The 16,824-nt window shown below is 72.3% G+C and carries 15 protein-coding genes; 6 read left to right on the top strand and 9 right to left on the bottom strand.

Going from position 1 to position 16,824, the window contains the following annotated elements; genetic code table 11:
* Positions 1 to 102: 102 nt before the first annotated feature.
* Complete coding sequence (gene ald / locus HS041_RS10370) at positions 103 to 1,218, bottom strand: alanine dehydrogenase (RefSeq protein ID WP_196440247.1); 1,116 nt, start codon at positions 1,216 to 1,218, stop codon at positions 103 to 105.
* Positions 1,219 to 1,253: 35 nt separating this feature from the next.
* Positions 1,254 to 2,648: an aspartate aminotransferase family protein gene (locus HS041_RS10365; RefSeq protein WP_196440246.1), complete on the bottom strand. Its 1,395-nt coding sequence runs from the start codon at positions 2,646 to 2,648 to the stop codon at positions 1,254 to 1,256.
* Positions 2,649 to 2,945: 297 nt separating this feature from the next.
* Between HS041_RS10365 and HS041_RS10360 the strand changes: the two genes are divergently transcribed.
* The 4 genes from HS041_RS10360 (at position 2,946) to HS041_RS10345 (ending at position 8,338) form a co-directional block, all read left to right on the top strand.
* A complete protein-coding gene (locus HS041_RS10360; RefSeq protein WP_196440245.1) occupies positions 2,946 to 4,295 on the top strand; it encodes a M20/M25/M40 family metallo-hydrolase in 1,350 nt (449 codons plus the stop codon).
* A gap of 97 nt (positions 4,296 to 4,392) precedes the next feature.
* Positions 4,393 to 5,295, top strand: a complete 903-nt coding sequence (locus HS041_RS10355) for an ABC transporter ATP-binding protein (protein ID WP_196440244.1) — start codon at positions 4,393 to 4,395, stop codon at positions 5,293 to 5,295.
* Positions 5,292 to 7,742: a YhgE/Pip domain-containing protein gene (locus HS041_RS10350; protein ID WP_196440243.1), complete on the top strand. Its 2,451-nt coding sequence runs from the start codon at positions 5,292 to 5,294 to the stop codon at positions 7,740 to 7,742. Before HS041_RS10355 ends, HS041_RS10350 begins: the two co-directional genes overlap by 4 nt.
* A gap of 14 nt (positions 7,743 to 7,756) precedes the next feature.
* Entirely contained in the window at positions 7,757 to 8,338 is a 582-nt protein-coding gene (locus HS041_RS10345; protein WP_196440242.1) for a TetR/AcrR family transcriptional regulator, read from the top strand.
* 48 nt (positions 8,339 to 8,386) lie between these two features.
* Here HS041_RS10345 and HS041_RS10340 read toward each other — a convergent pair whose 3' ends face one another.
* Positions 8,387 to 8,917 carry a cysteine dioxygenase family protein gene (locus HS041_RS10340; protein WP_230878513.1) on the bottom strand — a complete coding sequence of 177 codons (531 nt, stop codon included), beginning with the start codon at positions 8,915 to 8,917 and terminating at the stop codon, positions 8,387 to 8,389.
* 75 nt (positions 8,918 to 8,992) lie between these two features.
* Between HS041_RS10340 and HS041_RS10335 the strand changes: the two genes are divergently transcribed.
* Positions 8,993 to 9,940 (top strand): LysR family transcriptional regulator, encoded by a 948-nt coding sequence (locus tag HS041_RS10335; protein WP_196440241.1) that lies wholly within the window; start codon positions 8,993 to 8,995, stop codon positions 9,938 to 9,940.
* Positions 9,941 to 10,013: 73 nt separating this feature from the next.
* Positions 10,014 to 10,658, top strand: coding sequence for a LysE family translocator (locus HS041_RS10330; RefSeq protein WP_196440240.1), 645 nt, complete (start codon positions 10,014 to 10,016; stop codon positions 10,656 to 10,658).
* 46 nt (positions 10,659 to 10,704) lie between these two features.
* Here HS041_RS10330 and HS041_RS10325 read toward each other — a convergent pair whose 3' ends face one another.
* The 6 genes from HS041_RS10325 to HS041_RS10300 all read right to left on the bottom strand — a co-directional run bounded on the left by HS041_RS10325 (position 10,705) and on the right by HS041_RS10300 (position 16,817).
* Entirely contained in the window at positions 10,705 to 11,007 is a 303-nt protein-coding gene (locus HS041_RS10325) for a hypothetical protein (RefSeq protein ID WP_196440239.1), read from the bottom strand.
* Between the two features lie 137 nt (positions 11,008 to 11,144).
* Positions 11,145 to 12,302 carry a GDSL-type esterase/lipase family protein gene (locus HS041_RS10320; protein WP_196440238.1) on the bottom strand — a complete coding sequence of 386 codons (1,158 nt, stop codon included), beginning with the start codon at positions 12,300 to 12,302 and terminating at the stop codon, positions 11,145 to 11,147.
* Positions 12,303 to 12,560: 258 nt separating this feature from the next.
* On the bottom strand, positions 12,561 to 12,773 hold the full coding sequence (locus tag HS041_RS10315) for a zf-HC2 domain-containing protein (RefSeq protein ID WP_196440237.1): 213 nt from the start codon (positions 12,771 to 12,773) through the stop codon (positions 12,561 to 12,563).
* Positions 12,773 to 13,324: a sigma-70 family RNA polymerase sigma factor gene (locus HS041_RS10310; RefSeq protein ID WP_307845228.1), complete on the bottom strand. Its 552-nt coding sequence runs from the start codon at positions 13,322 to 13,324 to the stop codon at positions 12,773 to 12,775. Before HS041_RS10310 ends, HS041_RS10315 begins: the two co-directional genes overlap by 1 nt.
* Before the next feature lie 215 nt (positions 13,325 to 13,539).
* A complete protein-coding gene (locus HS041_RS10305) occupies positions 13,540 to 15,060 on the bottom strand; it encodes an aldehyde dehydrogenase (NADP(+)) (RefSeq protein WP_196440236.1) in 1,521 nt (506 codons plus the stop codon).
* A 170-nt stretch (positions 15,061 to 15,230) separates the two neighbouring features.
* The gene (locus HS041_RS10300; RefSeq protein WP_196440235.1) at positions 15,231 to 16,817 is read right to left on the bottom strand and encodes an acyl-CoA synthetase; all 1,587 of its coding nucleotides are present in this window, start codon (positions 16,815 to 16,817) and stop codon (positions 15,231 to 15,233) included.
* Between the last annotated feature and the right edge of the window lie 7 nt (positions 16,818 to 16,824).

Genomic DNA, 16,824 nt, shown 5'->3' with positions numbered 1-16,824 from the left:
CGCGTTCCCGAACACAGGGTCTCCCTGAACGGCGAGCGCCCCACACCCGGAAGGGCGTGGGGCGCTCGCCGTACCGCGGCCGGGCCGCGGGCCGTACGGTGATCAGGCGGAGATGACCTCGGAGACCGGCGTGAACGGCAGGCCGAGGGCGACCGCGACCTGCTCGTTGGTGAGCAGTCCCGCGTGGGTGTTGAGACCCGGGGCGAGGGCGGCGTCCTGCTGGAGCGCGGCCTTCCAGCCCAGGTTGGCGAGCTTGACCGCGTACGGCAGGGTCGCGTTGGTCAGCGCGTAGGTGGAGGTGTTGGCCACCGAACCCGGCATGTTGGCCACGCAGTAGAAGATCGAGTCGTGGACCCGGTAGGTCGGCTCGGCGTGCGTGGTCGGGCGGGAGTCCTCGAAGCAGCCGCCCTGGTCGATCGCGATGTCGACGAGCACGGAGCCCGGCTTCATGCGGGAGACCAGGTCGTTGGAGACGAGCGTCGGAGCCTTGGCGCCCGGGATCAGCACCGCGCCGATGACCAGGTCGGCGTCGAGGACCTCCTTCTCGATCGCGTAGGAGGTCGAGACGAGGGTCTTCAGGCGGCCCTGGTAGATGGCGTCGATGTAGCGCAGGCGGTCGACGTTGAGGTCGAGGACGGTGACGTCCGCGCCCATGCCGACGGCGATCTGCGCGGCGTTGAGGCCGGAGACGCCGGCGCCGATGACGACGACCTTGGCCGGGGCCACGCCGGGCACGCCGCCGGGCAGCACGCCGCGTCCGCCGTTGAAGCGCATCAGGTTGTAGGCGCCGACCTGCGGGGCGAGGCGGCCCGCGACCTCCGACATCGGGGCCAGCAGCGGCAGGGTGTTGCCGACCTGGACGGTCTCGTAGGCGATGCCGGTGACCTGCTGCTGGAGCAGGGCGTCGGCGCAGGCGCGGCCGGCCGCGAGGTGCAGGTAGGTGAAGAGCACCTGACCGGCACGCATGCGGTGGTACTCCTCCGCGATCGGCTCCTTGACCTTGAGGATCATGTCGGCCTCGCCCCACACCTCGTCGGCGGTGTCGAGGATCTTCGCACCGGCGGCGAGGTAGTCCTCGTCGGGCAGGTGCGAGCCGAGGCCGGCGCCGCGCTGGAGGTACACGTCGTGGCCGTGGCGGACCAGCTCGTGCACGCCTGCGGGGGTGGCGGCGACGCGGTACTCGTGGTTCTTGACCTCGGCGGGCACGCCGATCTTCATCTGGGTTTCCTTCCTGGGGTTGCGACGGGAACGGGTTAGAGCCGGTTCCATGCCTCGGTGAGCACGGAGCGGAGAATCGACTCGATCTCGTCGAACTCCTTGGGACCGCAGATGAGCGGGGGCGCGAGCTGGACCACGGGGTCTCCGCGGTCGTCGGCGCGGCAGTACAGGCCCGCGTCGAAGAGGGCCTTGGACAGGAAGCCGCGGAGCATGCGCTCGGACTCGTCTGCGCTGAAGGTCTCCTTGGTCACCTTGTCCTTGACGAGCTCGATGCCCCAGAAGAATCCGGAGCCGCGCACGTCGCCGACGATCGGCAGGTCGTGGAGACGCTCGAGGGTGGCGCGGAAGACCGGCTCGTTACGGGTCACGTGGCCGAGCAGGTCCTCGCGCTCGAAGAGGTCGAGGTTGGCCAGGGCCACCGCCGCGGAGACGGGGTGCCCGCCGAAGGTGTAGCCGTGGGCGAACATCTCGGTGGGGTTCTTGAACGGCTCGAAGAGGCGCTCAGAGGCGATCATGGCGCCGATCGGCGAGTAGCCGCTGGTCATGCCCTTGGCACAGGTGATGATGTCGGGGACGTAGTCGAACTTCTGTCCGCCGAACATGGTGCCCAGGCGGCCGAAGGCGCAGATGACCTCGTCGGAGACGAGCAGCACGTCGTACTCGTCGCAGATCTCGCGCAGGCGCTGGAAGTAGCCGGGCGGGGGCGGGAAGCACCCGCCGGCGTTCTGCACCGGCTCGACGAAGACGGCGGCCACGGTGTCCGGGCCCTCCATCTCGATGGCCCGGGCGACGCGCTCGGCGGCCCAGTAGCCGTACTGCTCGGGGGTCATCCCGGCCACGCCGGTGATCTCGTCGGCGCGGTAGTGGTTGGTGTTCGGCACCCGGACCGAGCCCGGCACCAGCGGCTCGAACATCTGCTTGAAGGCGGGGATGCCGGTGATCGACAGGGCGCCCTGCGGGGTGCCGTGGTAGGCGATCTGGCGGCTGATGACCTTGTGCTTGAGCGGCCTGCCGGTCAGCTTGTAGTACTGCTTGGCGAGCTTCCACGCGGTCTCGACGGCCTCGCCGCCGCCGGTGGTGAAGAAGACGCGGTTGAGGTCGCCGGGGGTCTGCTCGGCCAGGCGCTGGGCGAGCTCGGCGGCCTTGGGGTGCGCGTACGACCACAGGGGGAAGAACGCCAGCTCCTGGGCCTGCTTGGCCGCGGCCTCGGCGAGCTCGCTGCGGCCGTGGCCGGCCTGGACGACGAAGAGCCCGGCAAGGCCGTCAAGGTAGCGCTTGCCGTGGACGTCGTAGACGTAGGCGCCCTCACCCCGAACGATCATCGGGACCTCGGCGTCCGCGTAGGAGCCGTGCCGGGTGAAGTGCATCCACAGGTTGTCCTGCGCGGCCTTCATGACCGAAGCCACGTCGGTGTTCTCGGGGTACGTCATCGCTATCTTCCCTCAGTGAGCTGGGCTTCCCACAGTGTGCATGCCAAATGTCCTTTTGCCAAGTGAAAACGTGGGTTCATGGTGTAAGAACCTCGGAATCCGCAAAACGCTCATGTAACGACGACGAAATCCGCGACACCGGCTGCGGTGGATCGAGCTCCTGCCGGGCCGGGTTCCACCCGGCGGAATCACGAGGACGCGGACGGGGACCGCCCGGCCGCACCCGGGGGTGAACGCGACCGCTCACCGCCTGTGCTCCAATAGGCGGGACCACATACTGAGATGCGAGGGAACGTCGTGACTCCTGACGAGATCGAAGGCGCCGTCACCGCGGGTCTGCCCCGGGCGATCGAAGACCTCAAGCGGCTCGTCTCCATCCCTTCCGTGGCCTTCCCCGGCCATCCGGACGAGCCCGTGCACGCGGCCGCCGCGGCCACCGAGGAGCTGCTGCGCAGCGCCGGGCTCCCGAACGTCCGGCAGATCCCGGTGGAGGGGAGCTTCCCGGCCGTGTACGCCGAGGCCCCGGCGCCCCCCGGCGCCCCGACCGTGCTGCTCTACGCGCACTACGACGTCCAGCCCGCGGGCGATCCGGCGCTCTGGCGCACCCCCGCCTTCGAGCCGACGGAGGTCGACGGCGCGATCTACGGCCGCGGCGCCGCCGACGACAAGTCCGGCGTCATCTCCCACGTCGCCGCGCTCCGCACCTTCCAGGGCCGGTTCCCGGTCGGCGTCAAGGTCATCATCGAGGGCCAGGAGGAATACGCCGGGGAGCGCCTGGAGGCGTTCGTCGAGCGCAACCCCGAGCTGGTCAGGGCCGACACGATCATCGTCGCCGACACCGGCAACCCGCGCGTGGGCGACCCGTCGGTCACCACCTCGCTGCGCGGCATGGGCGCGTTCACCATCGAGGTGCGCACCCTGGAGGAGTCGCTGCACAGCGGCTCGTTCGGCGGTGCCGCCCCGGACGCCCTGGCGGCGCTGATCCGGATGCTGGCCGCCCTGCACGACGACCACGGCGACATCCGCGTCCCCGGCCTGCCGCGCGGCACCTTCCTCGGCGCCGGCCCGTCCGAGGAGGAGTTCCGGGCCACGGCGGGCGTGCTGGACGGCGTCTCGCTGGTGGGCTCCGGCTCGCTGGCCGACCGGCTCTGGGCCTCCTACGCCATCACCGTCACCGGCCTCGACGTGCCGACCGTCTCGGGCGCGATCAACGCGGTCCAGCCGGTCGCCCGGGCCCGCGTCACGGTACGGGTCCCCCCGGCGGGCGACCCCAAGACGACGATCGAGGCGGTGGTCGACTTCCTCGACCAGGTCGCCCCGTGGGGCGCCAAGGTGAGCTTCACCGACTACGTGCTCGGCTCGGGCTTCCTGTCCGACACCGGCGGCTCGGCCCGCTCCGCACTGAACCGGGCCATGGAGCGCGCCTACGGCCGCCCGCCGCGCGACGTCGGCGCCGGCGGCTCGATCCCGCTGGTCTCCACGCTGGTCAGGCAGTTCCCCGCCGCCGAGATCCTGCTCTTCGGCGCCGAGGACGACGCCGCCTCGATCCACGCGCCCAACGAGCGGGTCGTCGTCGAGGAGCTCCGCCGTACGATCCTCACCGAGGCGCTCTTCCTGCAGGAGTACGGCTCCGCGACCGCCGGCTGACGTCCCGGAGCAGCGCGAGGCCCCATCCCTTCCGGGATGGGGCTTTTCCATGTGATAGTTTTTGTACTGACCGGTCAGTTCAAACAAAGGAGGCCCGGTGCCCGAGGGGGTCCCGCTGCACGCCCGCGACCTGTCCCTGAGGAGCGAGCGCGGCTGGGTCTACCGCGACGTCGACCTCGACATGGATCCGGGCGACCTGGTCGCCGTGGCCGGGGAGACGGGCAGCGGGCGGACCAGCCTGCTGCTCACGCTGGCCGGCCGGATGAAGCCCACCGGAGGCACTCTCACCGTCGCCGGGCACACGGGGCCGAGGGCGATCCGGCGGGTCGCCGCGCTCGGGCTGATCGACGGGGTCAACGACCTGGAGCGGGCGCTGACCGTCCGCGAGCACGTGCACGAGCGGGTGCGAGGACTGTTCTGGAACGCCGGGAGCGCCCGGCGCGCCGGGGCGGCGATGGAGCGGGCGGGGCTGGAGCTGTCCCCCGAGGACCGGACGCTGATCCGCGACCTCGGCCGCGAGCAGCGGGTGCGCCTGGGGATCGCGCTGGCCCTGCTCGACGAGCCCGGGCTGCTGGTCCTCGACAACGTGGACGCCGGTCTGGCCGCCGACCGGAGGGACGCGCTCTGGGCGACCCTGGGCGATCTGGCCGGGCAGGGGCTGACGGTGGTCGCCTCCTGCACGGAGAGCCCGCTGCTGCGGACGGTGCACCTCACGGTCCCGGACGGGCCGTCCGCGGAGGAGCCGCCGGCAGAGGAGTCCGCGCCGGAGGAACCCGCCGTTCCGGTGGATCTCCTCTGGCTGGCGGGCCGCGACGATCCGGTGCGGGCGGGGGCCTCACCGGATCGCCAGGACGAGGATCCCGGACCGGGCGACGACGACACCGACCGGGCCGAACCGGACGGCGACGCCGAAACCGACGGGACCGGACCGGACGGCGGCGGAGACGGGCCCCCGGCAACAGCCGTAGGGGCCGGGGAGAGGCAGGAGGAGGAGCGATGAGACCGGTGCGGCTGGGAAGGCTGGAGCTGCGGCGGTTCACCCGGTCGCGGCTGACCCGGGCGGCGCTGGCGGGCGTGGTGCTGCTGCCGCTGCTCTACGCCGGGCTGTACCTGTGGTCGTTCTGGGACCCGCAGGGGAACATGGAGAACATCCCGGTGGCGCTCGTCATGGAGGACCGGCCCGCGAAGGCGGGCGACAAGACGATCGACGCGGGACGGGATCTGGTCCGCGAGCTCCAGGAACGCGAGGTGTTCTCCTGGCACCGGGTCAGCGCCCGGGAGGCCGCCGACGGCGTCAACGACGGCAGCTTCTACCTCTCCCTGACCGTCCCCGCCGACTTCAGCGCCCGGCTCGCCTCACCGTCGAGCGACGGCACGCCCACCCCCGCCGAACTCGGCGTCACCGTGGACACCGGCCGCAGCTACATCATGGGCACCATCTCCGACGCGGTGTTCGCCGAGGTCAAGGAGGCCGCGAGCCGTACAGCGATCAAGGACTACTGGGACAGCGTCTTCGTCTCCTTCGGCGAGTTGCACGACGCCACCGCCAAGGCCGCCGACGGCGCGGACAAGCTCCACGACGGCAACCTCAAGGCCCGTGACAACACCGGCAGGCTGGGCGAGGGCGCGACCACCCTGCGCACCGGCCTCGGCCAGGCCAGGGACGGCACCCGCCGGCTCACCGTGGGCCTGAACGACGCGGACACCGCCACCGGGAAGCTGTCGGCCGGCGCGAAGACACTGGCCAAGGGCCTGGGAGACGCGGACACGGCCACCGGGAAGCTGTCGGCCGGCGCGAAGACACTGGCCAAGGGGCTCGGAGACGCCGAAAGCGGTTCCCGGAAGCTGGGCAGGGGGCTGGTCACGCTCAAGGACGGCGCCCGGCAGGTCGCCGACGGCAACGCCCAGGCGTACCGGCAGGTCCACGCCCAGACCGCCAGGCTCAACCAGCTGGCCGACGAGTTCGTCCCGGCGCTGGAGGCCAACGGCGCGCGGCTCCAGGCTCTCGCGCGGGCCGTCGAGAAGGGCGCGGACCTGGTCGCCCGGGGTGTGGGCGGGCTGCCCGCCGGGCTCGGCCAGGAGGCCGGGCAGTCCCGCCAGCAGGCGGAGCGGCTGCTCGCCATGCTGGAGAACGACCCCGACGTCGATCCCGGCCTGCGCGCCGCCGCCGAAGGGCTCATCCGGTCCACCCGGCAGGTCGAGGACGGGGTGGCGAGCGCGTCCGCGGGCGGCGACGGCTCGGCCCTCGCCCAGCTCCAGCAGGACGCGCGGCGGATCTCGGAGACCGCGGGCCGCATGGCGGCGCTCGCGCCGGACGCCGGGCGCATGCTCGACCAGGCCCGGGACAAGGTCAACCAGCTCGACGAAGGACTCGGCAAGCTGGCCGACGGCTCGGCCAAGGTCCATGAGGGGCTCGGCTCGGCCGCCACCGCGAACGCGCAGCTCACCGCGGGCATCGCCAAATTGGGCGACGGCTCCGCCCGGCTCTCCGGCGGACTCGCCCAGCTCGACGGCGGCATCACCAAGCTGAGCGACGGCTCCGCCCGGCTCTCCGGCGGACTCGCCCAGCTCGACGGCGGCATCACCAAGCTGAGCGACGGAGCCGCGAAGGTGGACACCGGAGTCGGCAGGCTGAGCGAAGGGGCCGGGAAGCTCGACAACGGGCTCGACCGGCTTTCCGACGGGCTCGGCAAGCTGGCCGACGGCTCCCGCGAGCTGAGTGAGAAGCTCGGCGACGGGGTGCAGGAGATCCCCGACTACGGCCGGGACGAGCGCGAGAGCCGTACCGGCATGATGAGCGAGCCGGTCACGCTGGCCAGCCGGGTCGTCAACGAGGTGCCCAACTACGGCACCGGGTTCGCGCCGTTCTTCGTCCCGCTGGCGCTCTGGGTCGGCGCGATGGTGACCTACATGGTCCTGCGCCCGCTCAATCCCCGCCTCCTGGCCGGTACGGCCTCCGCCTGGCGGATCGCGGTGGCCGGGTGGCTGCCCGGCCTGGCCCTGGGCGCGGCGCAGGTCGGCGTGCTGCTGGCGGTGCTCAGGTTCGGGCTCGGGCTGGAGGCCGCGCACTGGGCCGGGGTGGCCGGGCTGCTGCTGCTGACCACGGCGGCGTTCGTGGCGATCGTGCAGGCGGTCAACGCCCTGCTCGGCGCACCCGGCCGGGTCGCGGTGCTGGCGCTGCTGATGCTCCAGCTCACCTCGGCCGCCGGGACCTACCCGATCGAGACCTCACCGGGCTTCTTCCAGACGATCTCGCCGTGGCTCCCGATGAGCTGGGTGGTCAGCGCGCTGCGGCGGCTGATCAGCGGCGGCGACCTGACCGTGGCCTGGCAGGCCGGCGGGGTGCTGGTGCTGTTCACGGCCCTGGGACTGACGCTGAGCGGCTACGCCGTGCACAAGGGCCGCACCTGGACGATGCGGCGGCTCCACCCCGAACTGGCGCTGTGACTACCGTTGGCTGCATGAAGGAGAGCGGCCGTCGGGCCGGGACGAGGCTCAAGGTGTTCGCCGCGGCGGCGGAGCTGATCGCGGAGCAGGGTTACGCCGCGACCACGGTGGACGCGATCGCCGAGCGGGCCGGGGTGGCCAAGGGCACGGTGTTCTACAACTTCGGCACCAAGGAGGCGCTCTTCGGCGGCCTGCTCGAACACGGGATCGGCCTCCTCTCCGGGGCCCTGTCCGGGGCCGCGACCGGGGAGAGCGCGCTGGACGCCCTCGACTCCGTGGTCATGGCGCAGTTGCGGTTCTTCGAGGAGTACGGCGCGTTCGCCCGGGTGCTGCTCGCCGAGATGTGGCACGCCGCCTGGCAGGAGGCGGTGGCCCGGCTGCGCGCGGACGCGCTCGGCGTCTACGCGGACGTGCTGCGCCGGGCGGTGGCCGAGGGCACGGTCCGGGACGACCTGGACGTGGAGACCGCGGCGACCGCCGTGTTCGGCATGGTGCTGACCGTGGCGATCGAGCGGCGGGCGCTGCACCCGGACCGCCCGATCGAGCGGGTCCACGCCACGCTCGTCGACCTCCTGCACGGCCGGGTCGCCGGATGAGCGCCCGGAGCCGGAAGGTCACCACCGCGGCAGGGATCGGTGGGACCGCTACCGCTCGCGGACCGGCAGGTCGTAGGTGCGGCGGACGCTCGACGGCTCGGCGCCGAGGTCGGCGCCGTAGACGTGCAGGGAGATCGCGGTGATGTCACCGACGTTGTGCACCTTGTGGATGTCCCCGGGCGGGGCGAAGCCGCTGACGTCACCGGTCCGGTTGGCGACCCGGCCGATCTCGACCAGGTGGTCCCCCTCGTCCCGGTAGAGCGTCTCGTACTCGATTCCCTGCAGCACGCCGAAGACGCACCAGGCGATGTGGTCGTGGGGCCGGGTCCGCTGGCCGGGCCGCCAGACGACCGCGATGACCGAGAAGCCCGCTTCGGTGTGGAGGGTGTGCCTGATGTAGGTATCCGGACTGCCGGCCTGCTCCTCGGCGGTCAGGATCTCGGGCGCGGGCAGCCTCTCACGCAGCGTTTCCGCGACGGCGAAGGCCGTGGCACGCGGCTCGGCCGGCCGGTACGCGACCTCCCGGATCCCCGCGACGAGTTCTGCCAGACCGGGGCGGGCGAGCGTCATGATTCCCATACCTCAAGCGTGCGCCCGATCAATACATAAGGTCTAATGCCTATCCTTCCGCTGATCGATAGATAATGTTGATACATGCTCGACATCGTGCGGCTTCGCGTGCTCGCCGCCGTGGCCCGGCACGGCTCCGTGACCAGGGCCGCCAGGGAACTGCACTACTCGCAGCCCTCGGTCAGCCACCACCTGGCCAAGCTGGAGGCCGAGGTCGGGACCAAGCTCGTCCAGCGGGCGGGCCGGGGCATCCGGCTGACCGAGGCGGGGCGGCTGCTGGCCGAGCGGGCCACCGAGATCGTCGGCCGCGTCGACTCCGCCGCGGCCGAGCTCTCCGCCCACGTGGGCCTGCGTGCGGGCCGGGTACGGCTGGCCGCCTTCCCCTCGGCGCTGGGCACGTTCGTGCCGGGGGCCGCGGCGCGGCTCGCCCGCGAGCATCCCGGCCTGGAGCTGGGCCTGACCGAGACCGAGCCGCCCGAGGCCCTGCGCATGCTCCGGGCGGGCTACGTGGACGCGGCGGTCATCTTCCGCTACGACGACACGGCCCCGGAGGGCGACGGCATCCGCCTGATCCACCTGCTGGACGACCCCAGCTACCTGGTCACCACCGGGCCCCCGCCCGGCGGCACCCCGGCGCCCGGAGGGCCGGGCGCACTCCACGGCTCGGGCGAGCCGGCCGGTGTCCCCTCCCCCGGAAAGCCCGGCGACATCCTGCTCGCCCACCGCGACACCCGGTGGATCGCCGGTTGCGACCGCTGCCGGAGCCACCTGCTCGACCTGTGCGCGCAGCGCGGCTTCGAGCCGGAGATCTCCTTCACCAGCGACGACATCGTGGCGGTCCAGGCCCTGGTCGCCGCGGGGATGGGGGTGACCGCGCTGCCCGGCCTGGCACTGCAGGCCCACCGCCACCCCGCCGTCGGCACGGCCGAGATCCCCGGCTCGACCCGCCACGTCTACGCCGCCACCTACGGCGAGCCCCCCGACCCGCCCGCCACCACCGCCCTGCTCGCCGCCCTGGCGGCGGTGACCTGATCCGGTTCGCCCCGCCGCCCGCGAGCCGGAAAACCTGAGGTGATCAGGGAACGGCCGCGCCTACGATCCTGGTATGCCGGATCTCGCCGCCCTCGCCCTCTTCACCGCCGCGACCCTCGCCCTGCTGCTCGTGCCGGGCCCCGCGGTCATCTACATCGTGACCCGCAGCGTCGCCCAGGGCAGGAGCGCGGGGATCGTCTCGGTGCTCGGCATCCACCTCGGCTCCGTGGTCCACGTGGCCGCCGCCGCGCTCGGCATCAGCGCCCTGCTCGCCGCCTCGGCGACCGCTTTCACGATCGTCAAGTACCTCGGCGCGGCCTACCTGGTCTGGCTGGGCGTCCGCAAGCTGATGAACGGCCGGAACGGCGCCGAGGCCGCCGAGCCGCCGGTCGCCAGCCGTACCCGGATGTTCTGGGAGGGCTTCGTGGTGAACGTGCTCAACCCGAAGACCGCGATCTTCTTCCTCGCCTTCCTCCCCCAGTTCGCCGACCCGGACGCCGGTCCGATCGCCCCGCAGATCGTTCTGCTGGGCGCGATCTGGATCATCCTCGGCCTGGCCAGCGACGGCGCCTTCGCCCTGCTCGCCTCCGCCCTGGCCGGCCGCCTGCGCCACTCCGCCCGCGCCCGCCGCCGGCTGGACGTCACCAGCGGCGTCGTCTACCTCGGCCTGGGCGCCACCGCCGCGCTCACCGGCGAGAACAGCCTCGCCAAGGCCTGAGGAGCGGCGTCCCGCCCGGCCGGCCGCACCACCGCCGATCCGGAGGTCAGGGGCGCGGGGACGTCCTTGTCCAGCCCTTGCTCCAGCCTCGGCTGGAGCGGCCGGTCGCCCCCTGGCACTTCGGGCAGACCAGGCGCACCTCGTCCGCCGCCCCGCCCGACTCCGGGAACGCGTCCGTCCACGCCACATGGTGGAACCGGCGCAGCCGCGACCGGCTCAACGCCAGGCCGCACAACGTCTGGTTCGTCCCCGGGCGCCAGGCGTGCACCTCACCGGCGGGCATTCGCGTGCCGTCGTCGTCGATCCACTCTCCCGAGGCCGCGACCGAGGGCTCGCCCCGTGCCGGCATCTCGCCTCCCCCTCCCGTCCGCCGTCCGGACCCGGACGGCGCCGTCGCAGACCCCCTTCCCGCACGACACCGTTCCATTCGAACCCGGCCGCCCGACCGGGGAGGTGCCGCGCCCGGTGCCGGGGAAGGCGGAGCCGTCACAGACGGAAGGCCGCAGCCAGGTCCGCCCGCTCGCGGACGAGGGCCGTGAATCGTCCGGCCATCAGGTCGTAGCCCTTCTGGTCGGGGTGCAGGTCGTCGTAGAGCCGGTCGGCGTCCGACGGCCCGAGCAGTTCCAGGCCGTCGACGAAGTACAGGTGGGGGTCCGCCGCCGCGCGTTCGGCGGCGACCTGCTCCAGCAGGCGGCGGGTCATGCCGAGGGTGAGTGCGCCGGTGTCGAGGTCGAGGCTCCGCCGCGCCGCGCGGAAACGGGTCCCGTCGTGGACCGTCGGCCCGGGGGTGTCCTCGTGGATGGGGCAGGCGACGGCCGAGATGAGGATGATCGGGGTGGACGGATGGCCGTCCCTGATGGTGTCGAGGAATCCGTGGACGGCGGGCATGAAGGTGCGCGCGCGCATGCTGTCGGCGTTGACGATGTTGATGCCGACCTTGAGGGAGATGACGTCGGCTTCGACGTCCCTGATGGTCCGGGCGGCGAAGGGGTCGAGCATGGCGTTGCCGGCCAGCCCCATGCTGGTCAGCCGGACGCCCAGGCTCCGGGCGGCGGTCTGGGGCCACGGGCCGAGCGGGCCGTCCGCCTCCAGGCAGTGGCTGATCGAGCTGCCGTAGTGGAGCCAGCGGACGGCCGTCGAGGGCGCCGGGGAGAGCGGGGCGTCTGAGATGGCGCCGTGGAGCTCGACCTGGGCGGTGTGCGGCAGCCAGACCTCGACCGTGCGCGCCTGACCGCCCTCCGGTCGCCCGAGGTCGAACCGTACGGCCGACACCTCCCCGGGCTCGATCTGGATCCGGTCGTCCACCAGCCGGACGACGTCCCCCTCGTCCACGTCGGCGCGGCAGACGGCCTCGCCGCCGGCGACCGCGGCGAACCCGGCCGGGTGCTCGCGGGAGTCGGCTCCCTCCGGGAGGGCACGGGTGATCTTGACCGTCAGCGTGATCCGGGAGGCGCTGGTCAGCGCCCGCAGGTGCACCCCGGCGGCGGCGGACGCGACCCACATGGCGGAGTGGGTCGGCTCCTGCCCCCGGCTGCGCCTCGACAGCCTGAGGGGGATGACGCCCGAGGGCGTCGGCTCGACGTCGACGGCGCCGGCGAGGAGGCCCGCCAGCCCTTCCGCGTCAAGGGCGTGCTCTCCGGCCATCTGCTGACCCCGTTTCCGGACGAGCGCCTGGCGGTCAGGCGCCGGTGACCATGATCGTGCCGGAAAATGCTCGCACAGTCCCCCGTGCCGCGTCGACGGGGTCCGGCACGGCGGCCACCGCCTCCTCGCCGGGCCGGACCGGCGTCCAGCGGTCGGACGGCGGACGCGTCAGGCCGGCCGATGCGGCCTGCCAGCCGGAGGTCCTCCACGGCCGGCGACGAGGGCGCGGGCCGTCGGCGCCCGGGCCCTCAGTGTCCCTCAGTGTGATGTGCGGTCTTCGCTGAGCGCATCGGAGCGGCGCTCTCGCAGCGCATCGAGCAGGTCGGGGACCTCGCTCAGTTCCCGCAGCTCGACCTGACACTTCTCACACGAGAGGAGATGCTGCTCGAATGCCTGGTGCTCTTCTTCGTCGAGCACTCCGAGGGCGTATGCCGCCACGTCTTCATGCACGTTGTGCGCGGGGGCGGACATCAGCTCGCGACACCTTTCTCCTTCAGGATCCCGCGCAGAGCTCGGATTCCGTAGTAGAGCCGGGACTTGACCGTGCCGGGCGGAATCCCGAGGATCTCCGCCGCTTCACCAATCGTACGGTCCCGTAGGTAAGTGTGCTCGATCGCCTCCCGATGTTCCTGGGACAGCTCTTGCAACGCCTCGGAGACGATCATCGCCTCCAGGGATCGCTCGGATCCGTCGGGGGTGGAGACGGCGTCGGGCTCGGCAGGCTCGACCTCCTGCGGCCGGACCCCGCGCCTGCGGCGGTCGTCGATGATGATGCGGCGGGCGACGGTCAGCAGCCAGGCCCACAACAGGCCACGTTCGCGCCGCAGCTTGCCTGCGTTCTGCCAGGCCCGCAGCAGTGTTTCCTGGACGACGTCCTCGGCCCATTGCAGGTCGTTGCCCGTGGCCTTTCTCACGTAGCGGAGCAGGGAGGCTCCGAACTCCTGGTACAGATCCTCGACCAGGATGCGGTCATCGTTGGTTTTCACGCTCTCCAGCCGGCTCGTGGGGGGATGGCAGGGCACATCTTTACACCATCGTTAACATCTGCACCACTGGGCCGGTGGACGAAGTACCGGTTTTCAGCCGGTCAATCGCGTCGAGAACGAAAATAAGAAGCAAATGAGGTTCGCGGAAATGCGGCACGCTCATGAACCGCCGGGAAGCGGGCGGGCGCGACGTCGTCCCCATCCCGGGGGAGGCCGGAGCGGATCCTCCCCTCAGGCGGGTGCGGACGCCGTCACGCCCCCTCACGCGGCGGGAGCGTGAGGGCTCCGTCGACGCGGCGGGGGACGGAGAGGGGGTTGTCGTCGCGCAGCTCGGGCGGCAGGAGCTCGGCGGGCCAGTCCTGGTAGGCCGTGGGAGTGAGCCAGCGGCGGATGGCGGCGGCGCCGACCGAGGTGTGGGCGGGAGCGGTGCTGGCGGGCCAGGGACCGCCGTGGTGCATGGACCAGCGCACGGCGACGCCGGTCGGCCAGCCGTTCCAGATCAGCCGCCCCGCCTTCCTGAGCAGCACCTCGGAGACCTCCCGCGCCTCGGCCGGGTCCGTCGCGTGGATGGTGGCGGTGAGCGAGCCCTCCAGCCGCTCCAGTACGGCGGGCAGCTCCGCCGGGTCGCGGTAGGTCACCACGATCGAGGCGGGGCCGAAGCACTCCTCCGCCACCCCGGGCAGGGCCGCGGCGAAGTCGCCGAGGCCGGTGGTGAACACCTTCGGCGTCACGGCGAAGGCGCCCTCGCCGGGCCTGCCCTCGGCCAGCGGAGTGAGCGTGGACAGCCGCTCCATGCCGTGCAGGTAGCCGTCCCGGATCCGCCCGGTCAGCATCGGCCCGCCGGTGGTCGCGGCGACCGCCTCGGCGAGAGAGGCCAGCAGCCCGGCGTCGTCGGGCACGAACAGCAGGCCGGGGTTGGTGCAGAACTGGCCGGTGCCGAGGGTGAGGGAGGCCGCGAAGCCCTGGGCGAGGCCGTCGCGGCGGACCGAGGGGAGCACGACCACCGGGTTGACGCTGCCCAGCTCGCCGTAGAACGGGACGGGGTCGGGACGCTCGGCGATCAGCGCCTGGATCGCCTTGCCGCCGGGAATGGAACCGGTGAAACCGACCGCCGCCACGGCCGGGTGCCGGGCCAGGTGGCCGCCGGCCTCCAGGCCGTGGACCAGGCCGAGCAGCGCGGGATCGGGCAGGGCGCCCCGGATGACCTCCGCCGACAGCTCCGAGGTGCGCGGGTGTCCGTCATGGGCCTTGACCACCACGGCGCACCCGGCGGCCAGCGCCGAGGCGACGTCGCCGCCCGCGACCGAGAAGGCGAAGGGGAAGTTGCTCGCCGCGAAGACGCCGGCCACGCCGGGGAGCGGATGGTTCATCCGGCGCAGGTCCGGGATCGGGGGTTCGGCGCTCGCGTGGTCGATCACGGCTTCGAGGTGGGCGCCGTCGCGGAGCACCCCGGCGAAGAGCCGGAACTGCCCCGCGGCGCGGGCGATCTCCCCGCGCAGCCGTACCTCGCCCAGGGCCGTCTCGGCGTCGGCGGCCCGCCAGAGCTCCTCGGCGTTCTTCTCCAGCGCGTCGGCCACGGCCTCCAGTGCCTGCGCCCGCGTGACGTCCTCCGCGCCGGAGAACTCCCGGGCGCGTTCGGTGGCGGGCAGCGCCCGCCAGGCCCGGCCCGCGGCGTGGGCGGCGCGGACGACGGCGTCCACCTCCGCTTCCGAAACCGGGGCGAAGGGGGCGCCGCTGGACTCGCCGGTTCGGGGGTCGTATGAACGGATCAACGGAGAGCCTTTCTTCGCTGGGTGTGCCACCCATAAGGTAAGCGCTTTCCTTACCTTCTTCCACTCCGCAGACCGTAAGGGCTACCACCCGCCGGCGGCCATAACGGGACGCCATAGTCCTGCGGCTCCGCCGGACGCCCGCGCGCGGACCGGCGAAGCCGCACAGGCGGTCAGGCCTCGGCGGCCTGGACGGTCTCGCGTGCCCAGCGGTAGTCGGCCTTGCCCGCCGGGGAGCGGACCATCTCGTCGACGAAGGCGAAGGCCCGGGGGATCTTGTAGCCGGAGAGCCTCGTACGGCAGTGCGCCTTCAGTTCCTCCGGCGACGGAGCCGTCCCGGGGCGCGGCTCGATCACGGCGGCGACCTTGCTGCCCCAGCGCTCGTCGGGCACGCCTGTGACGACCGCGTCGAAGACCGCCGGGTGGCCCTTGAGGACCGCCTCCACCTCCTCCGGGAAGACCTTCTCGCCGCCGGTGTTGATGCAGGCCGCGCCGCGGCCGAGGACCGCGATCGCGCCGTCCTCCTCCACCGTGGCCATGTCGCCGGTGAGCAGCCAGCGGGTCCCGGCCGCGTCCGTCACGAAGGTGCGCCGGGTCTTGCCCTCGTCCTTGTAGTAGCCCAGCGGGATCCGGCCGCTCTTGGCGACCGTGCCCACCTCCCCGGATCCGGGTTTGACCTGCTCCAGGACCTCGTTGAGCACCACCAGCCCGGAAACCGCGTTGGGCTGGAAACGCGACCCTGACTCCGGTGTGGAGCCGGGGACGGCGGAGGCGGTGTAACCGGACTCGGTGGAGCCGAAGTTGTCCAGGATCATCGTGTTCGGCAGCAGCTCCTGGAGCCGGTCGCGGACCGCGCCGGTCAGGATCGCCCCGGCGGAGCTGAGGATCCCCAGCGACGAGACGTCGTAGGAACCGGCGGCCAGCTCCTCGGCGATCGGGCGGGCCATCGCGTCGCCGATGACGTTGATCGTGAAGACCTTCTCCCGCTCGATCGCCCGCAGTACCTCGGCCGCGCCGAACTTGCGGACGTAGACCATGGTGCCCCCCATCCACCAGGTGATGAAGGTGCTCATCTGGGACGCGCCGTGCATCAGCGGGGCCGCCGCCAGCATGATCAGAGGTCCGGAGTTCCGCGCCTGCTCGACGACCGCCTCGGGACTCGGAAGCGGGTCGCCGTACGGGTTCCCGCCGCCGAAGGCGAAGAACAGGTCCTCGGTCCGCCACATCACGCCCTTGGGCATGCCGGTGGTGCCGCCGGTGTAGATGATGTAGAGGTCGTCGCCCGAGCGCTCGGGGAACCCGCGCGTCTCCGGCCGGGCGGCCAGCGCCTCCTCGTACGGCACCGCCCCCGCGACCTCCGACGGGCCGCCCACCGCGATCAGGTGCCGCAGCGTGGGGGCCTGCGGAGCGACCGCCGCCACCCGGTCGCCGAACTCCACGTCGAACAGCAGGGCCTCGATGTCGGAGTCCTGGTAGAGATAGAGCAGCTCGGCCTCGACGTAGCGGTAGTTGACGTTGACCGGCACGGCCCGCAGCTTCAGCGCCGCCAGCATCCCGGCGATGTACTCCACGCCGTTGTAGAGGTGGATGCCCACGTGCGAGCCAGGCCCGATCCCGTTGGCCGCCAGGTGGTGCGCGAGCCGGTTGGCGTGCGCGTCCAGTTCGGCGTACGTCAGGCGGCGATCGCCGCAGACGACGGCGACGCGGTCCCCGATCGCGTCCGCGAGCCCTTCGAACAGATCTGCGTGGTTGAACTCCATCGGGGGG

Source organism: Planomonospora sp. ID67723 (assembly GCF_015711605.1).
Lineage (GTDB): Bacteria > Actinomycetota > Actinomycetes > Streptosporangiales > Streptosporangiaceae > Planomonospora_A.
This window is presented reverse-complemented; position numbering and strand designations above follow the sequence as displayed.

Excerpts from the sequence above, each read along its gene's own strand:
- HS041_RS10330 (WP_196440240.1), top strand. The coding sequence starts at position 10,014 with ATGCCGGATCTCGCCGCCCTCGCCCTCTTCACCGCCGCGACCCTCGCC.
- ald (WP_196440247.1), bottom strand. The coding sequence starts at position 1,218 with ATGAAGATCGGCGTGCCCGCCGAGGTCAAGAACCACGAGTACCGCGTC.
- HS041_RS10300 (WP_196440235.1), bottom strand. The coding sequence starts at position 16,817 with ATGGAGTTCAACCACGCAGATCTGTTCGAAGGGCTCGCGGACGCGATC.
- HS041_RS10315 (WP_196440237.1), bottom strand. The coding sequence starts at position 12,773 with ATGTCCGCCCCCGCGCACAACGTGCATGAAGACGTGGCGGCATACGCC.
- HS041_RS10340 (WP_230878513.1), bottom strand. The coding sequence starts at position 8,917 with ATGGGAATCATGACGCTCGCCCGCCCCGGTCTGGCAGAACTCGTCGCG.
- HS041_RS10335 (WP_196440241.1), top strand. The coding sequence starts at position 8,993 with ATGCTCGACATCGTGCGGCTTCGCGTGCTCGCCGCCGTGGCCCGGCAC.
- HS041_RS10350 (WP_196440243.1), top strand. The coding sequence starts at position 5,292 with ATGAGACCGGTGCGGCTGGGAAGGCTGGAGCTGCGGCGGTTCACCCGG.
- HS041_RS10320 (WP_196440238.1), bottom strand. The coding sequence starts at position 12,302 with ATGGCCGGAGAGCACGCCCTTGACGCGGAAGGGCTGGCGGGCCTCCTC.
- HS041_RS10365 (WP_196440246.1), bottom strand. The coding sequence starts at position 2,648 with ATGACGTACCCCGAGAACACCGACGTGGCTTCGGTCATGAAGGCCGCG.
- HS041_RS10325 (WP_196440239.1), bottom strand. The coding sequence starts at position 11,007 with ATGCCGGCACGGGGCGAGCCCTCGGTCGCGGCCTCGGGAGAGTGGATC.
- HS041_RS10345 (WP_196440242.1), top strand. The coding sequence starts at position 7,757 with ATGAAGGAGAGCGGCCGTCGGGCCGGGACGAGGCTCAAGGTGTTCGCC.